Source organism: Nostoc piscinale CENA21, from assembly GCF_001298445.1.
GTDB classification, from domain to species: Bacteria; Cyanobacteriota; Cyanobacteriia; order Cyanobacteriales; family Nostocaceae; genus Nostoc_B; species Nostoc_B piscinale_A.
The window spans coordinates 743,549-761,355 of record NZ_CP012036.1 but is presented as its reverse complement, the minus strand read 5'-3'; the positions used below and the strand labels follow the sequence as shown (position 1 = coordinate 761,355).

The following is a 17,807-nucleotide window of genomic DNA, read 5'->3' as shown; positions in this document are numbered from 1 at the left end:
TCTCTTCTCTTTCTTCTCTCTTCTTGGCGTACTTGGCGCACTTGGCGGTTCGTTTAATTACCCAACACTACCTTCCAACTTCAAACTCAACAACTTATCAGCCTCCACCGCAAACTCCATTGGTAGCTGATTAAACACATCCTTACAGAAGCCGCTAATCATCATCGAAATTGCATCTTCCGCAGAAATGCCGCGTTGAGCAAAATAAAACAACTGATCTTCACCAATCTTAGAAGTTGAAGCTTCATGCTCAACTTTCGCTGTATTATTTTGTACTTGAATATAAGGGAAAGTATTGGCGTGGGCATTATCCCCAATTAACATCGAGTCGCACTGAGAATAATTTCTTGCGCCTTCAGCCTTGGGATTTACCTTCACCAAACCGCGATAACTATTACTAGACTTACCTGCGGAGATTCCTTTAGAAATAATCGTACTGCGAGTATTCTTACCGACGTGAATCATCTTCGTTCCGGTGTCGGCTTGCTGCATATTGTTTGTTAGCGCCACCGAGTAGAACTCACCCACAGAATTATCGCCTACCAATACACAGCTAGGATACTTCCAAGTAATAGCTGAACCAGTTTCTACCTGAGTCCAGGAAATCTTAGAATTCACACCTTGACACAAGCCGCGCTTGGTAACGAAGTTATAAATACCGCCTTTACCGTTAGCATCGCCAGCGTACCAGTTCTGCACGGTGGAGTATTTGATTTCAGCGTTATCTAAAGCTACAAGTTCGACTACTGCGGCGTGGAGTTGGTTGCTGTCGTACATTGGCGCAGTGCAACCTTCCAAGTAAGAAACATAGCTACCTTCTTCAGCGACAATCAAAGTCCGCTCAAATTGTCCCGTATCGCCAGAGTTGATGCGGAAGTAGGTAGACAATTCCATTGGGCATTTCACGCCTTTGGGAATGTAGACAAAGGAACCATCGCTGAACACAGCAGAATTTAACGCTGCAAAATAATTGTCAGCAATAGGAACAACGCTACCCAAATATTTCTTGACTAACTCTGGATGTTCCCGCAGTGCTTCAGAAATGGAACAGAAGATAACGCCATCTTTAGCTAATTTTTCTTTGAAGGTTGTAGCCACAGAAACGCTATCAAAAATTGCATCCACAGCGACATTTGCCAGTCGCTTTTGTTCAGAAAGGGGAATACCCAGTTTCTCAAAGGTTTCCAGGAGTGTCGGATCTACTTCTTCCAAGCTGTTGAGTTTTTCTTTCTTTTGCTTTGGCGCAGAGTAGTAAATGATATCCTGATAATTAATTGGTGGATAGTTGACGTTCGGCCATGTTGGTTCTGTCATTTTTAGCCACTGGCGATAGGCTCTCAGACGAAATTCCAGCATGAATTCCGGCTCGTTCTTCTTCGCGGAAATCAAGCGGATAACGTCTTCATTGAGTCCACGCGGGATGGTATCGGCTTCAATTTCGGTGACGAAGCCGTACTTGTAAGGTTGGTTAACTAGGGATTTGACAGTGGCACTCATCTGTAATAATCTCTTGTGTTCCGAGGGATCTCTTTTAAGGATGGAAGACGGGCTGGGTTTCGCCGATGCCGGTCTTGTTTTACCGAGTGGTTTACACGGCTGTTACAATAAGGATGAAGAATAAAACAACATCCATGTTGTTTAACTTATCTTCATTTTACGCTAGATTAACAACAATGATGTTGTTAAAGTCAAATTTTCTCAAAAAAATTTAGGACGACGATGGCGACTACCCAGCAGTCCTCAACCAAGCAAGAGATTCTCGAATATCTGCTCAAACACTCACAAGCAACCGCTTTTGAGCTTTCCGAAGTTTTGAATGTCAGCCCCCAAGCAATTCGTCGCCATCTCAAGGATTTAGAGGCGGAAGAATTGATTGTCTACGCTTCAACGACACAGGCGGGAATGGGAAGGCCACAACATATTTATGAGTTAAGTCGTCAGGGACGCGATCGCCTGCATCGGACAACCAGCGATCGCTTCGGTGATGGTTACGGCGAATTTGCAGTTTCGCTGTTAGATACCCTAGCCGAAACCGTCGGTCACGACAAAATGAAAACGATTTTACAAAAACAAATGGGAACGCAAAGCCCAAGAGTACCGCGATCGCTTGGGTAAAGGTTCGTTAAAACAACGAGTAGAAACCTTAGTTGAGTTACGCAAAGCCGAAGGTTTCATGGCAGAATATCACTCTGTGGAAGCAGATGATGATCGCCCTGCCGATAGGATAGGCGATCGCTTTGTCTTAATAGAACATAATTGTGCTATTTCCAATGTCGCCGAGTCATTTCCCACCGTCTGCGGTCATGAACTAGAAATGTTTGCGGCTGTACTGCCAGACTGTATAGTAGAGCGTACCCACTGGATTATTAACGGAGAACATCGTTGTGGCTATTTAGTCCAAGCTCGCAAGCAAGAACAGAATTAATAAATTTTTGCTCAAGTTATGAAGTATAAATTATGAAGTATGAAATTTCATCTTTTAGTCTGCTGTCTTGTAACCAATGACAAATGACTATTGAATATTGACTAATTTTATGGATTTACCATCTCAACAACCATCAACACAGTTTTTAACCTTGGAAGAGTCAGCACAAGTTGATGCTGCTTTACTATCTTCCCCAGAAAAGTTTTTAACAAGATTGACTATTTCATCACAAAAACTCTTGAAGCAAATTGCTCAAGAATCCAACGTGAGTATTGAAGACTTAACAACACAGCAAATAATTAGTTGGTTTGAAAAAGACAGCAAAATTAGGCGAGAGCAAGGAATTGAAGCTTCATTTTTGAAGTGGTAAATAGTTGAGAAAAAGAGACTAGGGGTGAGAAATAAAGATTTTTACTCAGCACTCCTGACCTCAACGAAATATATTGCACTAAAAATATCATCGCTATAATGTCTAAACTTTTTGCTGTTGTAGTTGCGACCGTTCCTGAATATTATGAGTATAAACAGGCTCACCCAGAACATGACCAAAATCAACTAGCTTGGTTTCGGGAGCAACAAGAAAAAGGCATTTTACTCTGCTGTGGGCCGTTTTTTCCTCATGATGGAACAGGACTATGGGTGATTCAGGCGGAGAATCTGGAACAGGCTGAAGCGATTGTTAAAAGTAGCCCACGATCGCAAGATGGTATGTTAGCAGACTCCGCCAGAGTTGTGGAGTGGGAAGTGCATATTGGCCGCGATCTCTTTTTGTCTGAGTAAATTCTAACTTTAGCTCACAAAAATTACCTGTCTTAATTATGATTCAAGGCAGATTTTCGAGAGGTTATAGCATCGCTATAGTTGGATTATTAGGATTAACTATGATTAGTTGTAGTCATCCTAGTAATAACAAAATTGTTGCAAGCGATCGCAACCAATCTCATCAGGAAGTCAAAAGCATGAAACTAGCAAGCACAGCCTTTAATGCTAATGCTTTCATACCTGCTAAATATACCTGTGATGGTAACGATATTTCACCGCCTTTAGCCTGGGAAGACGTACCAAAAGATACACAAAGCATAGCATTAATTGTAGATGACCCTGACGCACCAGGAGGAACATTTGTGCATTGGGTGTTTTATGATCTCCCTGCTACAGTTAGTCAATTAACCGAAAAAATTACATCCCAAAATTTGCCAGGAATACAGGGAAAAAATGATTTTGGTAAGCTTGGCTATGGCGGCCCTTGTCCCCCAAATGGCACTCATCGCTACTTTTTTAAACTTTATGCTTTAGATAAAAAGTTAGGTTTGGCACCAGGTGCGACGAAAGAGCAAGTTTTAACAGCAATGAAAGGTCATGTCTTAGCCGAAGCAGAATTGATAGGAAAATATAGCAGGGAATAAGAAATGGTAACAAAGCTTTAGATACCAGACTTCTTAAAGAAGTCTGGTATCTTGTTGTTCATGAATGATTCAGGACTTATATATGAAATAAAATCTTTTCTAAGAACGATAAGTATTAGTCCGAGGACTACGAACGCCAGCAATAGCACCTATTAATGAAGCAGCCAAACTTAATAACGAACCAAGCACAAACCACCATAAAGCTCTAGAAGTAGCCGCAGCAGCTTCACGAGTTTGTTGAGCAGTTATGTTAGGTACATTTTGAGGTACTGCTAAACCACCAGGCTGCTGTACTTGGTTGATAACATCACCAGCATTAGAAGCAGCAATTCCAAAAGCGCCAGATACCCCACTAGCTAATAGCCAAGAACTCAGCGCCAAAGTAGTAGCCCAAAGAATTGCACCATTTAGCAAAGCTGTATTGCGGTTCATGGGGCCACAAGCACGGCTGGTTATCCATCCCCCAACAAACAGTGACAGTAATAAAGCCACAGTTGACCAAATTCCTACATTACCAGCCACATCAGGAGCTATTGTTCGAGGTGCGCCAGAATCTGCTACTCTTCCTGCACCGATCGCCGCAAAAAATGCACTTAAAATTAACTGTGTAGCTAAAGCAATTAATACCCCAGAAATTATCGGCCCCCAGCGAACACGGTCATGATACTCACTTACTCTAGTTACTACCGCCGGATCAGTAACAATATCGTCACCTGTGCGATTTACGTATGACATAATTTATTGGCTCCTTGACTATTTTTTAGTAAATTTTTCTTGATATATTCATGCTTACGTTTAAAATTAAATTGCTCTTTTCAATTTTTAATATCTATCAACAGAAAGACTTAGTTTATCTATCTAGGGTAAGAATAAATAAGAAAATTTAATTAAAATCAAATTTATATATGAATATGCGTTGTTTTTAATACATTTAAATAATAAAAAAATCGACAAAATTTCAGAAAATAATTGTTGTTATAAAACGTCGCTAATAAGTAATTTGTTAATAACATTACCTATTAGCGATTCTCAATATATTATGAAAAATCTTGTCAGTGTAGGATAAAATAACTAACGCATTCTTACGGCTGTACCTGTGGCGGTAATCAGCATCAAAACTCCAGATTGGTCAACATTGATTGTTCCTGTATCGATTTCAATCCCAACGACAGCGTTTGCCCCTAATCGCTGTGCGCGTTGTTCTAATTCTAAAAGTGCTTTTCTTTGACCTTCTTCAAATAAACGTTCGTAGCTACCTGTTCGACCACCAATCACATCTCGAATGCTGGCAAAAAAAATCTCGTAAAAAAATTGCTACCGTAAACAACTTCCGCAGTTACAATACCTAAATATGAATCAATCACAGCACCTTGAATCACATCGGTTGTAGTTAAAATCATAGAATCATCTCACAGATGACAGGTCAAGGAATATTGTACGACTGAGATTGTTATTATTGGGGTAACTGCTAACGCAAAACCAAACTTAGTGTTGCAAAGCAAGATAAAAATTGATACAGAAATTAAATATTTTGGGTTTTAAAATCAGAATCGCTGTAGTAATATTAGCCAGCGATTATAAAATCGTTAGCAAAATAAAGACATAAGTATGTTATTGCTGATTTCCAGCTTGAGATAGGGATTATACTGAATCTCTAATACTTGTATAGTAGTCTGGTTGGATATGTAAACAATAGAGACATAGGAGACAAGGAGGACAAAGCAGAAAAGGGAGAGATGTTTGTAAATTGGCTATAGATTAGATTGTTCAGTAGAAACTCTAGTAAATTGGTGTCGTTTGCGGCTGAGGAGTTTATAAAATATTAATATTTCGTAAAACAGAATAAATACAGTTTTCAAAAATCCATATTTTTGTTTTAATGTACAAGAAAAAAGTTGCTAGAAGTTCAGGAAATTTACTGTGTACAAACGCATATCACTTATAGTTAGTGCTTTGTTATTAGGATGTAGTGTGGTTACGATTCCTGTAACAGTTCAAGCGCAGGTATTAGTCGCCCAAGCGAAAAACGAAGAATTAAAGGAATTGTTTGAAGAAGGCCGCAGACAAGTTGATGCAGGTGATTATAACGGAGCGATCGCCACATATCAAAGAGCCGCAGCCCTAGACCCCAAGAATGCTAAAGTATACTCTGGTATGGGTTATCTGTATGCCCAACAAGGAAATTATCAAGCTGCTTTAGTTGCTTATCGTCGAGCATTGGGTCTTGATCCTGATAATAGTGATTTCTTTTATGCTGTAGGTTACATCAAAGGTAACTTGGGTGATACCAAAGGTTCCAGAGATGCTTACCGTCGCGCCATTCAGCTAAACCGTAACAATCTGAATGCTTATCTGGGATTGGGCGTGACCCAAGCTCGTTTAGGAGATTATGAAGCTGCTAATTGGGCTTATGAACAAGCTATTAGCATAGATCGCAACAATCCTCAGATATATGAATTTATGGCGGCAATGTTTAAACAACGTCGCCAGACAAAACAGGCAAATAGCTTACTACAAAAAGCTAAAAGTTTATACCAACGCCAAAATAATCCAGATGGCGTTGAGCGAGTAGAAGCAATGTTGCGGGAGTTAGGAGGTTGACGTTAATCTAACTGTCGCCCAGTTAATTCCACGAAAATATCTTCTAAGTTAGAGGGACGCACCATCATTCCGGTTTTATCTGATTGTTGATTCAGATAATTGTTTGCTGCTTCTAAAGAAGGGAAAAATAAATATTCCCAACGTCGGGCGCTGTCATTACCCGCTTCGGTGATTCCCACTTGTTTCATGACCAAACCTTCACCGTGAGCAGAACGCAATTGTTGGAGCGTTCCTAAAGATATAAGTTTGCCACTATCCATAATACCAATGCGTCCCGGCCCGGTAGCTTCAAAAGCTCCACACAAGTACTCGACTTCATCCATGTAATGAGTTGTGAGTAACATTGTCATCCCTTGCTTGTTTAAATCTCGAATAATCTCCCAAAGTCGCCGACGAGTTTGGGGGTCTAGTCCAACAGTTGGTTCATCTAAAAATAAAATTTGTGGTTGGTGGAGTAAAGCCCTAGCTATTTGTAATCGTCGTTTCATCCCTCCAGACAGAGTTTTGACTAAATCATCTCTTCTGTCTGCTAGTTCCACATACTCTAGCCACTGATTAATTAGTCGTTGTCGCTGTGGGTTGGCTATACGATGTAGCCGCCCATGCAGTTCCATATTTTCCCAAACACTTAAATCGCCATCTATACTAGTTTGCTGCAAAACAACACCAATGCTCTGTTTTGCTTGTATTGGTTGTCTGACAACATCATAACCAGCCACTTTTATATGTCCTTGGGATGGCTTGGTTAATGTTGTCAACATCCGAATTGTAGTTGATTTACCCGCACCGTTAGGGCCAAGTAACGCAAAAAATTTCTCCAGGTGCGATCGCAAATGATAAATCATTAACGACAGGGACATTTTTGTAAAATTTGAAGACATTCTCTAACAGAACAGCAGCAGTCATGGATAACTTAACATTTAGTTCATCACATAGACTATCATTCGTTGAGTGCTGAGGAGCCAGTGCGTTGCGGAGCCAGTTGCGTGGGCGGGTTTCCCGACTTGAGCAAACTGGCGTGAGGTTCCCTCCGTTGTAGCAACTGGCGTTATTAATGGGTGTGTCTTGTCCAAATCAGACACACCCATATTGAAGGAGATATCCAGAGTTTAGATTTTACCCAGGAAACTTCTTCAATAAATCATCTCCAGAAATTACTGTTGTATAAAACATATAATCACGATTAGCTACATAGCGGCGGTCTTGTTTAACAAGTGCCATAAATTCTTGGTGTCCCTTAAGCAAGTTACCCACTAAACAACCTGCACTAGCACCGCGAATGTCATTTTTAGGGAAATCATAGCCCCAATGTTGGTTAATTGCAAAATCGTCACCTGTATCAAGTTGGTCTCCAACACGTTGAAAATCTTTGTTGAAATCTCGACAAACAGTAATTGTTCCAGCTTGTACTAATGCTTCGTGAGGTCGGCTACCACCGATACCATGAGTTCCCACACGCCAAGCTTTGTATTGCCCAAACTGTATTCTTGCTGCACCTTTAGGATTGAGGGGTTTTACAACTGTGTAGTAGCTACCTGGTTCAGTAGTAGCTCGCCAGTGATTAACGATTTTAGGAACACCATCAACTACTTCAAGAATAATCCGTCGATCATTAAATTCGTTGGGTGCATCATTGTTGCGAGTCCAGTCTTCGTTAATTCCCTCTAGATAAACAATGTTGTATTCTTTAGGTGCAGTAAATACCTGATATTTTTTATCCAGCATATATTTAACAATTCTGCTGGCTATGTCGTTACCTAGTTTTAATGGAGGTTTAGGAAGATCCTCCGGTTTGGTTTCAATCAGTTTTTTGGCTGTGACTGCTCCTAAATAACCCGTTTCTCCAGTTTTGGTTAATTCTTGGAATTTTTCGAGAGCTTCGCCAGAAACTGGGCCAAATTTTCCATCCGCTGGTGGTTCCAGTAAATTTAAGCCAATCAATAATATTTGGATCTGAGTAGCTAGTTCCTTGTCTTGAGCGATCGCTTCAAATCCTAATTTACCTATTTCATTTGCATTTGCTAAGAAATCTTGTAATTTCATGTTGCACCTATGTTCGTTTAGTTTTAACTAGGTATAAACAACATTTCCATAATTGGTAATGTTGTTTGAAACTATACTAAAGGCTCAAAATTTCAGCCGTGAATTTTAGTATTAATTTACGATTCAAGGCGACTTCAGTAATTTACGCAAAAGTAGTTCTGTATTTCATAAAAAATACAGAATTCATTAAAGCGTATATTAATCACTTATGATTACTCACATCATTTCTGGTGAAAGACTTATAATTAAGACCGCAGAGAAGCAGAGTCCAGAGAAGCGGGTTTTGCCGTTGTTGCATGGATGCAGCGAATCACCACTGATCTAGTCAGACATCATATCAATTGACTTATGAGTTACCCTATCTCATGTCGTGTCTGGGAAAAGATTTCTCATCAAGACCGCAGGTTGCAGGAGACGAAAGAGTTTCGTCTTTCTGCACAGATATGGGTCACTCATAACTGATTTGCCGGAAATAATATCACAATAGCCTGGCTAAAACAAAAGTAAATGGTTGCAGTTTAATCCTCATACCACCTTCTACAATATTGAATGTTCCATCCCCAGTAGTGATGAGTATATCAACATCGGAAAAACTACCATAGCAATCAGGAATTGTAAAAGCTTCTTCACATACTGGGTTATTTCCCAAATTAATGGCCACTAGAAGAGGTTGTGTATCATTATTATCATGAATTAATAAACACCGTAACTCGTGACTTCTGGAGCATAATAAAGTGCGTTTTCCACGCTGAATGAGTGGATGTCGCTTTCTAATTTTGGCAAGCTGTTTAATCAGTGTAAAAGTTTGGTGATTTTTATCATATGGCTCAAAAATTTTGCGGTTAATTGGGCCAAACTGCCAAACACAAGCTGAGTTTTCAAACATATCTTCTCGCACATAGCAATCATGACCAATCCACTCTCTGGTATCTTGTTTTTGATACAGTCCTAAAGCACCGGAAAATTCTTGCTCTGTTCCTTGATAGATAGATGGTATTTGCGGCCCTAAAATCAAGCAAGCCAGTCCAAAGTGTAACCAGATTCTTGCCTCAATTATATTTTCTAAACGGCTCCAAAATAGGTGGAAAATCCTTGTTGTGTCTTGATTATCCAGAAACATAATATTGTTCTGCCAAGCGGTATGATACCGTTGTGATGGTGGGAGAAAGCCACAAAAATAATCTGCCAATCCTCTTAGATGATTATCCTCATTCAAGGAATGTTTAATGGTGTAATAGGTTGGGTAATCGATAAAATTTGTAAATTTGGCGCTATTGTATTGGATTACTTCCTCATGAGTACTGCCAGCGTGTTCAGCTATTTGTAGAAACTGCTTTTTCCCTAAATAACTAGCGTATCTTGATATTTCTGCCACACAAGGTTCCCAAAAATCAAGACCAACGTGACGAGCAGAATCGTAACGAAAACCATCAATGTCAGTTTCTGCAATCCAATATTTGAGGTGTTGAATCAATAATTCGCGTACATAAGTTGTTTCAGTACGCCAATCTTCCAGGAAACCAAAGAGTCTTTGATTTACCATATCAGTGTATTCTGTCCCGTGAAAGAGAAATGTATTGCGTGCTTCTATGGGATAAGGCATGACCGCAGAATCATCTCCTTGCACATACTTAAACTCTCCTCCTACCGGGCTGCCATACTTTTCCCAGTTAATACTATCTGCAAGATGATTGTTAACAACGTCTAAAATGACGGCAATATTAGATTCATGAGCTTTTTTCACTAGTTCCCTTAGACATTGAAGTGTACCTAGACGTGGATCGACCATCAAAAGATGAATAGGATGATAGCCATGATAGCCGTCCGGTGCATTCACATAGACAGGGCTGAGAATAATAGCACTAACACCCAATGACTTTAAATAATCTATCTGCTCAATAACGCCCTGAATTGTCCCACCATGACTTGCATGAGGTGATGTTGGATCGTAGTTGACCGCACTCATCCCAGCACGACTGTTGTCTGCACTGCGAGCAAATCGATCAATGATGATTGAGTAAAATAAACGTGCTTGCCAATCATTGGGACTAGATGTCATTGCTAACTTAGGTTTTGGCCCATAGAGAGGTTGATGATTCACATAGCCCAAAAACTCAGAGGGGATTTCTGTTATGGAACGGGGTGCTTCATCACATACAAATAAAAACTGCGATCGCTTACTTGTATGTTCATTACCCAAGGTATCCACATAACCTAATTTGTAGCGATATCCTCCCCCATTGATGATTGGAGGGAGGACGATTGAGAACATTTTGAAGCCATTTTCGTTCACACTTTCAGTTTGTGTTGTGATGCGATCTACATCGCAATATCCTTGACCATCATTTAACTCATAGACTATCTGACCATAGTCAGGGTTTTTAGATAAGTGAATGCCAAATCTGATACAGATTTTTTCGTTAGTTCTAAATACCCAAGTACAAGGTGCAATACTAGGGTCTAGATGTACTTCACAATATTCATCAAAATAGCGCATATAAGATTTCTATGAGTTAAAGAAGGTACGGTGGTAGACAGTTTATTTTTAGTGAAGTTATTAGTATTGGCTTAGATAGCTAATCAGTATCCACAAATTGCTACAAATGTCCAATTTTTATCACCGCAAATAAATTTTTTGTTATAAATTTCTCAAGCAAAAGAAAATATTTAATGTTATGAGAATTATTAGTAAATTTTTCACCAAGTTTGTAGATTGGTTTTTATTACTAATTGTGATTGGTTTATCTTCTGCTATTTAGATTCATTTGTCTCTAAAAACTAACGGTTTTTTTTGAAGCGATCGCTATGTAGTCTTTCCTGAACCAGTGTTATCCGCATAGGAATTTTATAGGACTCTAGCTTATCTTGACAAAAGGCTTTTAGCCTAGAGCGAAAATTCCGTAAAGTTTCATCGGTTGTCAGGCGAACCTTCGCAGTAACTATATTTCCAGTAATCGGATTTGCTTCTCCTTTGACAGACACCTCTACCACACCTTCCATAGCCTGTAAAACACTCTCTACTTCAGATGGATAGACTTTTTGTCCACCAACGTTAATCAATTCGGATTTACGTCCGAGAATCCTTAACCACTCACCGTCAATTTCCACCACATCTCCAGTCATATACCAACCATCCAAAGTAAAAGGTGCTGGAGCATTCAAGTAACCAAGCATGGCGCTTTTGGCTTTAATTTCCAGCATTCCGTTAATAATCCGGGTTTCATATCCTTCCCCCCCTACCTTGAACCAGAGAGAATCAGATGAGCGTGATTTTGAACGCATGATACCGAGTTCAGTGAGTCCGTAAGTTTGCTGAAAGCGGATGTTGGGAAAAAGCTGGTTTAATTTGTTGAGGACGCTTTGTGGCATTACTTCTGTTCCATAGGTGACAACTTCTAAGGAAGACAGATCGTATCCTTGGTGAACGCCACTCAGCAGCAGGAGTGTGAGAAAGGTGGGTGATGTGGGTAATACCTGTACTCGATGCTTGGCGATCGCATCTGCTACTTTTTCTGGAGAGCGATCCAACGGTATAACAGCACATCCTCCATTCGCCAGAACATGTAGCAAGGTATTGATACCGCCAATATGGTCAAATAGTAAAAATAGCAGTGTCTTCTGAGCAGGTCGTAGAGTTTGGAACTTCTCTATGATGAAGACGAAATCATGAATAGCAGCTTTGCTCTTACCTGTAGAACCGGATGTGAAAATGATCAGTCCTGGATGTTGGCGATCGCGCAATTGCCACAATAGCTCATGTTCGGCTTGAGTTCCAGTTTTTTCAATGCTCACGCGATCGTCTGCATCTACTTTGACGAGCCATTCTACTTCTGCTATTTGACGCAACTCAGCCCGGCTGGTTTTCATCTCTGCTGTTAATACTGCTACCACGCACTGATGCTGGAGCAATGACAATAACAAGGCGACAGCATTGGGTGAAAAATCCGCTTCTAAGGCAACAACCGCACCTTTCTCAACAATCTCTTCCTCTAAGCGTTTCTGCCAAAATTGAATCAGTTCTTTAAGTTCACCATATAGCAACGAGCGATCGCGCCAGATCAGTGCCTCAGCATCTTTGGTTTGATCGAACCTGTCTAGCAAAAATTCGATAGCCATCAGATACCCCCACAGACGGTAGCATTGTTAATACAATTAGTTATGTAATCAGTTAGTGTGCCTACAGTAGCCAATGGATTGGTGCTGCTGAGTGTAATTTCGGTAATTTTCCTAGTTAAATTAAGAGTAATTCCTAACTCTGCCTCAATATCTTGCTCAATCGTTACCAGCAATGAGGTAAGTCCTAACGAATCAATAAACCCACCCCCGGCTAGAATATTCGCCGCCTCACCTTGTTCAATTTGGATGCGACCCCAGCCTTGGGCGGTTACTTCTTCAATACAGGCTAGGACAATCTCCTGAACAGTTTCCCTCAAATCAGCTCGTTCTGGCATTTAAGATTTCCCCCACGTTTGAGTTGTTTAACCAATCTTGAATCTGAAGGTGAAACTCGTTTTCACGCTTGATCGTCCCAGCCAAAAAATTGATAAATTTGTGGATTTGCTCATCTTTGATCGCAGACTTTTTGCGGACAAGAGTGAGAAATATTCTATAAACCTCTTCCCATAAATCAATTACTACTAGCATCTCATCAGCAATTTCTGAAAGAGAAAAATTCAGATGTTGATTCATATCCTGGAGCAAATCTCTGAGATAATAGCGACTCCAACGCATATCAAAGAGACATTTTCCTAAAGATTGAAGAATTTCTCCTGTAGTGGAGTAGTAGGAATTAAAAGCTTCATAAATATAATTGCTCAAGGCTATAGATGATAAATAAATCCTACCGGGTCTAGTTCTTGTCCGTCCTTCTAAAAAGGCAGTATTGACCCGATTGAGAATTTTAATTGCTATATTCTCCAGACTTTCGTTTTGATAATCTGGGTCAATTGTCACGTTGACAATGCCATAACTAACAAGCAAGGACAAGCCTCTAGCTTTGGTAAATACATCAAACTGGATATTACCGCGCCAAAATTTTTCTAATGATTCCAGGGGAATATTACCAAAAAATTTGTTTGGTATCGGATCGTAAAGCAAAACTTCGTCAGATCCTAATCCAATCACACATACATAGTGATCGGCAATCTGAAAATCACCGCCTAAAGCAGAAGTAGTCCGTGGTTGGAGATAATTGGGATTGTGGAAATCTGGACTGTATGGCAGTTCGTAGGTAGTTCCGGAAATAATTACTGGTTGATTGCGTTGGATACGAGTCCTAATTTGAGCCAGTCCTTCTGCAAAAGAAGATACACTGGTGATTGTTAACTCAAATAAGTCTATTTCCTCTTTAAATAGCTTTTCTGTACGAGTAATGATAGGATTCGGCATTACATCAGCTGTTTGCACACTAAAGACAGGAACACTCCAAAACTCGGAATTAGCTACTATACTGAGCATACTTTTACCTGTATTGTGATGCAGATGCAAATCCACTAACGGGTACTTACACGGGTAATAATGAGGAACTTCTAACCTCAGTTCTGATGTTAGGGCAATTCGATCCATATAATTTTTCTACTATTATGAAATCTTAAAATTGCCAATTAAAACTTAGACCAGCGTTCAATCTTATACTCTATTTCTGTATCATATTGTGCTTGTAATAACCGTAATGGCATCGGTGAACCGTCCTTTTGTCGCTCAAAGTTACGCATCCCACAGCTAAAAAAATCTTTTAAGGCAAAACCTCTTGGTAAAGTATATTTACCCTCATATATATTTTTACTGGTTTGCTGTAAGGCCAATGTGCCAAAATGTATCTCTTCAACCTGTGGTGTTTCTTCTGGAACATGAGCGCGTAGATGAAGTTGTACCTGATCGGGAAGACTGGATACAACTTTGTAAGTACGGGATGTTTTTAAACCTTGAGATAAGAAGGATACTTGAGTTATACCAGGGGAAAGCCCAGTCATCCGGTTGCCCTGCTCCACAGACAGAATTTCTGGTTGCTCGATATGATAATTACCAGTGAGATCCGTATAACGTAATCCGGTGTCACACTCCACAATGGGATTGACTGTTAGCGGTTTACTTCCTATACCTAGAACGTTATCACCCTGTAATTCTACTGAGACTGTCTGACATTTTTTACCAAAAAACAGCAGCAGTGGGTTCTTCAGGCGTTTACCCCAGAAAATGTCCCGGTGAGCAGCATCCGGTTCAAGGTAGTAAAAAAAATCAGTGTTAGGTATACAACCTTGAGTTAACAGTACATCAACCAAGTCTCTTACAGGAGGGGTAAAAATTCCTTCAGCATCACCAACATCAATCCAGAGCATAAACTCTGGTTTACGCATCGGCCAAGAGTACAGCCAAGTATTAGTATCAAAGCTACGGACAGCAGGTGAAAGCATACCTACCTTGCCAAAAACATTGGAGTGGCGTTCGGCAATGTTATAACTGGCGGTTGCACCAGCACAACAACCAATCATAGCAGTGTGAGAGCGATCGCTAAAAGTTCTAAAGTTTCTATCTATAAATGGCTTCACCTCTTCCACAACAAAGCTTTCATAGGTATGACCATTTAAAGATTGATTTTTAAACAAGCCTGCATAGTGCCAGTAATCAGATTCTACAGTAGCGCGGACAGCAGCAATACCGACAACAATAATTTCATCAATTAAATCAGCATCAAGAAGTTCCTCAATTGTTTCATGCACCATCCAAGATTCACCATCTAATTTTTGTGGCTCAAATAGGTGCTGTCCATAGTGCATATAAACAACAGGATAACGCTGTATAGAATTATTTGTATAACTGGGTGGTAGATAAATATGTAAATTGCGGCTACTAGCTAAAACCTTGGAATGTAATTCAATTTTTTCTATCTTTCCCTTAATTCGTTTTTTAATGTTTTGCTGACATTCTAGGTTCATAGATTGTTGATAAATTATTGACTATTAATCATTAGTTTAAAACCATAATATTTCAGAATTTTCCTAAGAAGGCAAGGACAGTTAAGACAGTTAAGACAGTTAAGCAAAATTTTAATAAAAACTTAATAATTGTAGGCTATATATAAAAAAAAAGAATAGAAACGGGTGTGTGTAAGGATAAAATACCTTACACACAGTACACACAGTGTATTTAAATTAGTCATAGTAAAAAAGTCTTAACCCACAGACTTAAATATGATATAAAGTAAAAATCTTGGCTTCCTTAATTCTAATTACCAGCACTAGACAAGGAATTTGCTAATCAAAATGAACATTATCTTGATCTAGCAACTGCGTTGCATAGCATCAGGTTAGACTTGTGTTATTGCTCATCGTAGCAATAGTTGATGCTGGCGTTCAGACAAGTTTAGTTCGTACACAAACCAGAAAATTAACATTATATACAATTGGTGATAGTGTAGAACTGATGTTTCAGACTTCTGAAAATTCAGTATTACACAAAAAGGTCACAATTCTTAAAAAAGTAATCGCTGCCTACTGTAATTTCTAAGTTGTTATTGGCTGCTTTAAGCCACAATTACACATTAAGTAATATCAGCTAAAGAATTAGCCATAATTATAATTTTTATGGGATATTAATTAGCGATTATTTAATAATAACTGTTAAATTTAATTAGAATAAATTAGTTAATTTTTAAAATATGATGCCGCAAGTTGTTCAATTTCGCTCCTCAACAAATTCATTTTCAGGATTTTTTCAGTTTTGGGAAGATATAAAAGTGATTGTTGGGCCTTACTGGTATCCAACAAAGCCAGAGGAAAGAGCATTCGCTGATGTTATGCGTACATGGGGAATGCTAATTCTCTTAATCTTACTAATTATTGCGGTTGTAAGTGTAAATGCTTTTAATAGTTTTATTAGCCGTTACATGGTCGATGCTCTGATTCAAGATAAGGATTATTCAAAGTTCATTAATAATTTAACTATTTATGGTATCGGACTGTTTGTATTAGGATTTTTAGCAAGTTTTTCTAGTTTTATTAGAAAAAAAATCGCTATTGATTGGTACAAATGGTTAAATAACCAAATTTTAAGTAAATATTTAAGCAATCGTGCTTATTATAAAATTAACTTTAGTACAGATATTGATAACCCAGATCAACGCTTATCTCAAGAAATTGAGCCTATTGCTAGTAATGCTGTCAGTTTTTCAGCTACTTTTTTAGAAAAAATAGTAGAAATGATAATTTTTTTTAGCAGTTCTTTGGTCAATTTCTCAACCGATAGCTCTTGTCATGATTGTTTATACGTTGATAGGTAATGTAATTAGCTTATATTTAAATCAAAATTTAAACAAAATTAATCAAGAGAAAATCGCATCTAAAGGCGAATACAATTATTCTTTAACTCATATTCGGAGTCATGCTGAATCTGTAGCTTTCTTTCAAGGAGAAAAGCAAGAATTAAATATAATTGAGCGCAGATTTAATAATTTTATTAAAAAAGAGGAAAATAAAATTAATTGGGAAAGAAATCAAGAAATTTTTAACAAGGCATATCAATATGTGATTCAGTTATTTCCTCTTTTTATACTTGGGCCATTATATATTAGAGGTGAAATTGATTTTGGTATGATGGGACAAGTCGGTTTAGCTGTTAATCTTTTTGCTAATTCTTTGGGAGACTTAATAAATGAATTTGCGACTTCTGGCGGATTTTTTTAGTTATGTTGAACGTTTAAATGAGTTTTTAAATGTTATAGAAGAAGTCACTAAAAAACCAGAGAATGTAAGTACTATTAAGACGATAGAAGAAAACCACAACCGTCTAGCTTTTGAGCATTTCAGTTTACAAACACCTAACTATGAACAGCTAATTGTCAAAGATTTGTCATTGTCTGTTCAGCCTGGAGAAGGTTTGTTAATTATAGGGTCTAGTGGTCGAGGAAAAAGTTCTTTATTAAGAGCGATCGCAGGTTTGTGGAATGCAGGATCTGGCCGTATAGTACGCCCACCGCTAGAAGAAGTTTTATTCTTACCTCAACGTCCCTATATAATTCTAGGAACTTTGCGAGAACAGTTACTCTATCCACATACAGATCGTAAAGTGAGTGACACAGAACTCAAAAAAAGTTTTGCAACAAGTTAATCTACAAAACTTGCTAAATCGAGTAGAAAACTTTGATGCTGAAGTTCCTTGGGAAAATATATTATCGTTGGGAGAACAACAACGTCTGGCGTTCGCACGTCTATTGGTTACTTATCCTAGGTTCACCATATTAGATGAAGCTACAAGTGCCTTGGATTTAAAAAAATGAAGAAAGTTTATATCAACAGTTACAAGCAACAAAAACAACTTTTATTAGCGTAGGACAT

General features: G+C 38.8%; 14 protein-coding genes and 4 pseudogenes. 8 read left to right on the top strand and 10 right to left on the bottom strand.

Annotated elements, in window-relative coordinates; genetic code table 11:
• Nucleotides 1-57: 57 nt before the first annotated feature.
• On the bottom strand, nucleotides 58-1,497 hold the full coding sequence (sufB, locus tag ACX27_RS03355) for a Fe-S cluster assembly protein SufB (RefSeq protein WP_062288406.1): 1,440 nt from the start codon (nucleotides 1,495-1,497) through the stop codon (nucleotides 58-60).
• A gap of 222 nt (nucleotides 1,498-1,719) precedes the next feature.
• On the opposite strand from sufB, the pseudogene sufR reads away from it, so the two are divergent.
• From sufR to ACX27_RS03335, 4 genes and pseudogenes are all read left to right on the top strand, one after another.
• Nucleotides 1,720-2,425 (top strand): annotated as a pseudogene (gene sufR, locus ACX27_RS03350) (iron-sulfur cluster biosynthesis transcriptional regulator SufR).
• Nucleotides 2,426-2,534: 109 nt separating this feature from the next.
• Entirely contained in the window at nucleotides 2,535-2,795 is a 261-nt protein-coding gene (locus ACX27_RS03345; protein WP_062288403.1) for a hypothetical protein, read from the top strand.
• A gap of 98 nt (nucleotides 2,796-2,893) precedes the next feature.
• The gene (locus ACX27_RS03340) at nucleotides 2,894-3,205 is read left to right on the top strand and encodes a YciI family protein (protein ID WP_062288400.1); all 312 of its coding nucleotides are present in this window, start codon (nucleotides 2,894-2,896) and stop codon (nucleotides 3,203-3,205) included.
• 38 nt (nucleotides 3,206-3,243) lie between these two features.
• A complete protein-coding gene (locus ACX27_RS03335) occupies nucleotides 3,244-3,831 on the top strand; it encodes a YbhB/YbcL family Raf kinase inhibitor-like protein (protein WP_062288397.1) in 588 nt (195 codons plus the stop codon).
• A 99-nt stretch (nucleotides 3,832-3,930) separates the two neighbouring features.
• Here ACX27_RS03335 and ACX27_RS03330 read toward each other — a convergent pair whose 3' ends face one another.
• Entirely contained in the window at nucleotides 3,931-4,566 is a 636-nt protein-coding gene (locus ACX27_RS03330) for a hypothetical protein (RefSeq protein ID WP_062288394.1), read from the bottom strand.
• Nucleotides 4,567-4,902: 336 nt separating this feature from the next.
• A pseudogene (locus tag ACX27_RS03325) lies at nucleotides 4,903-5,231 on the bottom strand (YbjQ family protein).
• A gap of 520 nt (nucleotides 5,232-5,751) precedes the next feature.
• Between ACX27_RS03325 and ACX27_RS03320 the strand changes: the two are divergent.
• A complete protein-coding gene (locus ACX27_RS03320; RefSeq protein WP_062288389.1) occupies nucleotides 5,752-6,432 on the top strand; it encodes a tetratricopeptide repeat protein in 681 nt (226 codons plus the stop codon).
• Between the two features lie 2 nt (nucleotides 6,433-6,434).
• Here ACX27_RS03320 and ACX27_RS03315 read toward each other — a convergent pair.
• From ACX27_RS03315 to ACX27_RS03285, 7 genes and pseudogenes are all read right to left on the bottom strand, one after another.
• Nucleotides 6,435-7,338 (bottom strand): annotated as a pseudogene (locus ACX27_RS03315) (ABC transporter ATP-binding protein).
• Between the two features lie 210 nt (nucleotides 7,339-7,548).
• Nucleotides 7,549-8,475, bottom strand: coding sequence for a peptidoglycan-binding domain-containing protein (locus ACX27_RS03310; RefSeq protein ID WP_062288386.1), 927 nt, complete (start codon nucleotides 8,473-8,475; stop codon nucleotides 7,549-7,551).
• 478 nt (nucleotides 8,476-8,953) lie between these two features.
• Nucleotides 8,954-10,972 carry an alpha-amylase family glycosyl hydrolase gene (locus ACX27_RS03305; protein ID WP_062288384.1) on the bottom strand — a complete coding sequence of 673 codons (2,019 nt, stop codon included), beginning with the start codon at nucleotides 10,970-10,972 and terminating at the stop codon, nucleotides 8,954-8,956.
• 281 nt (nucleotides 10,973-11,253) lie between these two features.
• Nucleotides 11,254-12,591 carry an ANL family adenylate-forming protein gene (locus tag ACX27_RS03300; RefSeq protein WP_062288380.1) on the bottom strand — a complete coding sequence of 446 codons (1,338 nt, stop codon included), beginning with the start codon at nucleotides 12,589-12,591 and terminating at the stop codon, nucleotides 11,254-11,256.
• Nucleotides 12,591-12,926, bottom strand: a complete 336-nt coding sequence (locus ACX27_RS03295) for a hypothetical protein (protein WP_062288377.1) — start codon at nucleotides 12,924-12,926, stop codon at nucleotides 12,591-12,593. The genes ACX27_RS03300 and ACX27_RS03295 overlap by 1 nt, the downstream gene beginning before the upstream one ends.
• Nucleotides 12,910-14,040, bottom strand: a complete 1,131-nt coding sequence (locus tag ACX27_RS03290) for a cysteine peptidase family C39 domain-containing protein (RefSeq protein WP_144427389.1) — start codon at nucleotides 14,038-14,040, stop codon at nucleotides 12,910-12,912. Before ACX27_RS03290 ends, ACX27_RS03295 begins: the two co-directional genes overlap by 17 nt.
• Before the next feature lie 38 nt (nucleotides 14,041-14,078).
• Nucleotides 14,079-15,410 (bottom strand): alpha/beta hydrolase, encoded by a 1,332-nt coding sequence (locus ACX27_RS03285; protein ID WP_062288372.1) that lies wholly within the window; start codon nucleotides 15,408-15,410, stop codon nucleotides 14,079-14,081.
• A gap of 722 nt (nucleotides 15,411-16,132) precedes the next feature.
• Between ACX27_RS03285 and ACX27_RS35610 the strand changes: the two are divergent.
• From ACX27_RS35610 to ACX27_RS35600, 3 genes and pseudogenes are all read left to right on the top strand, one after another.
• A pseudogene (locus ACX27_RS35610) lies at nucleotides 16,133-17,156 on the top strand (ABC transporter transmembrane domain-containing protein).
• Complete coding sequence (locus ACX27_RS35605) at nucleotides 17,125-17,580, top strand: ATP-binding cassette domain-containing protein (RefSeq protein WP_418006698.1); 456 nt, start codon at nucleotides 17,125-17,127, stop codon at nucleotides 17,578-17,580. The pseudogene ACX27_RS35610 and the gene ACX27_RS35605 overlap by 32 nt, the downstream one beginning before the upstream one ends.
• Nucleotides 17,567-17,749 carry an ATP-binding cassette domain-containing protein gene (locus tag ACX27_RS35600; RefSeq protein WP_418006696.1) on the top strand — a complete coding sequence of 61 codons (183 nt, stop codon included), beginning with the start codon at nucleotides 17,567-17,569 and terminating at the stop codon, nucleotides 17,747-17,749. Before ACX27_RS35605 ends, ACX27_RS35600 begins: the two co-directional genes overlap by 14 nt.
• Nucleotides 17,750-17,807 lie beyond the last annotated feature (58 nt).

Bases quoted from the DNA above. Each gene is read 5' to 3' on its own strand.
- sufB (WP_062288406.1), bottom strand. From the start codon at position 1,497: ATGAGTGCCACTGTCAAATCCCTAGTTAACCAACCTTACAAGTACGGC.
- ACX27_RS03345 (WP_062288403.1), top strand. From the start codon at position 2,535: ATGGATTTACCATCTCAACAACCATCAACACAGTTTTTAACCTTGGAA.
- ACX27_RS03340 (WP_062288400.1), top strand. From the start codon at position 2,894: ATGTCTAAACTTTTTGCTGTTGTAGTTGCGACCGTTCCTGAATATTAT.
- ACX27_RS03335 (WP_062288397.1), top strand. From the start codon at position 3,244: ATGATTCAAGGCAGATTTTCGAGAGGTTATAGCATCGCTATAGTTGGA.
- ACX27_RS03330 (WP_062288394.1), bottom strand. From the start codon at position 4,566: ATGTCATACGTAAATCGCACAGGTGACGATATTGTTACTGATCCGGCG.
- ACX27_RS03310 (WP_062288386.1), bottom strand. From the start codon at position 8,475: ATGAAATTACAAGATTTCTTAGCAAATGCAAATGAAATAGGTAAATTA.
- ACX27_RS03305 (WP_062288384.1), bottom strand. From the start codon at position 10,972: ATGCGCTATTTTGATGAATATTGTGAAGTACATCTAGACCCTAGTATT.
- ACX27_RS03300 (WP_062288380.1), bottom strand. From the start codon at position 12,591: ATGGCTATCGAATTTTTGCTAGACAGGTTCGATCAAACCAAAGATGCT.
- ACX27_RS03295 (WP_062288377.1), bottom strand. From the start codon at position 12,926: ATGCCAGAACGAGCTGATTTGAGGGAAACTGTTCAGGAGATTGTCCTA.
- ACX27_RS03290 (WP_144427389.1), bottom strand. From the start codon at position 14,040: ATGGATCGAATTGCCCTAACATCAGAACTGAGGTTAGAAGTTCCTCAT.
- ACX27_RS03285 (WP_062288372.1), bottom strand. From the start codon at position 15,410: ATGAACCTAGAATGTCAGCAAAACATTAAAAAACGAATTAAGGGAAAG.
- ACX27_RS35605 (WP_418006698.1), top strand. From the start codon at position 17,125: ATGAATTTGCGACTTCTGGCGGATTTTTTTAGTTATGTTGAACGTTTA.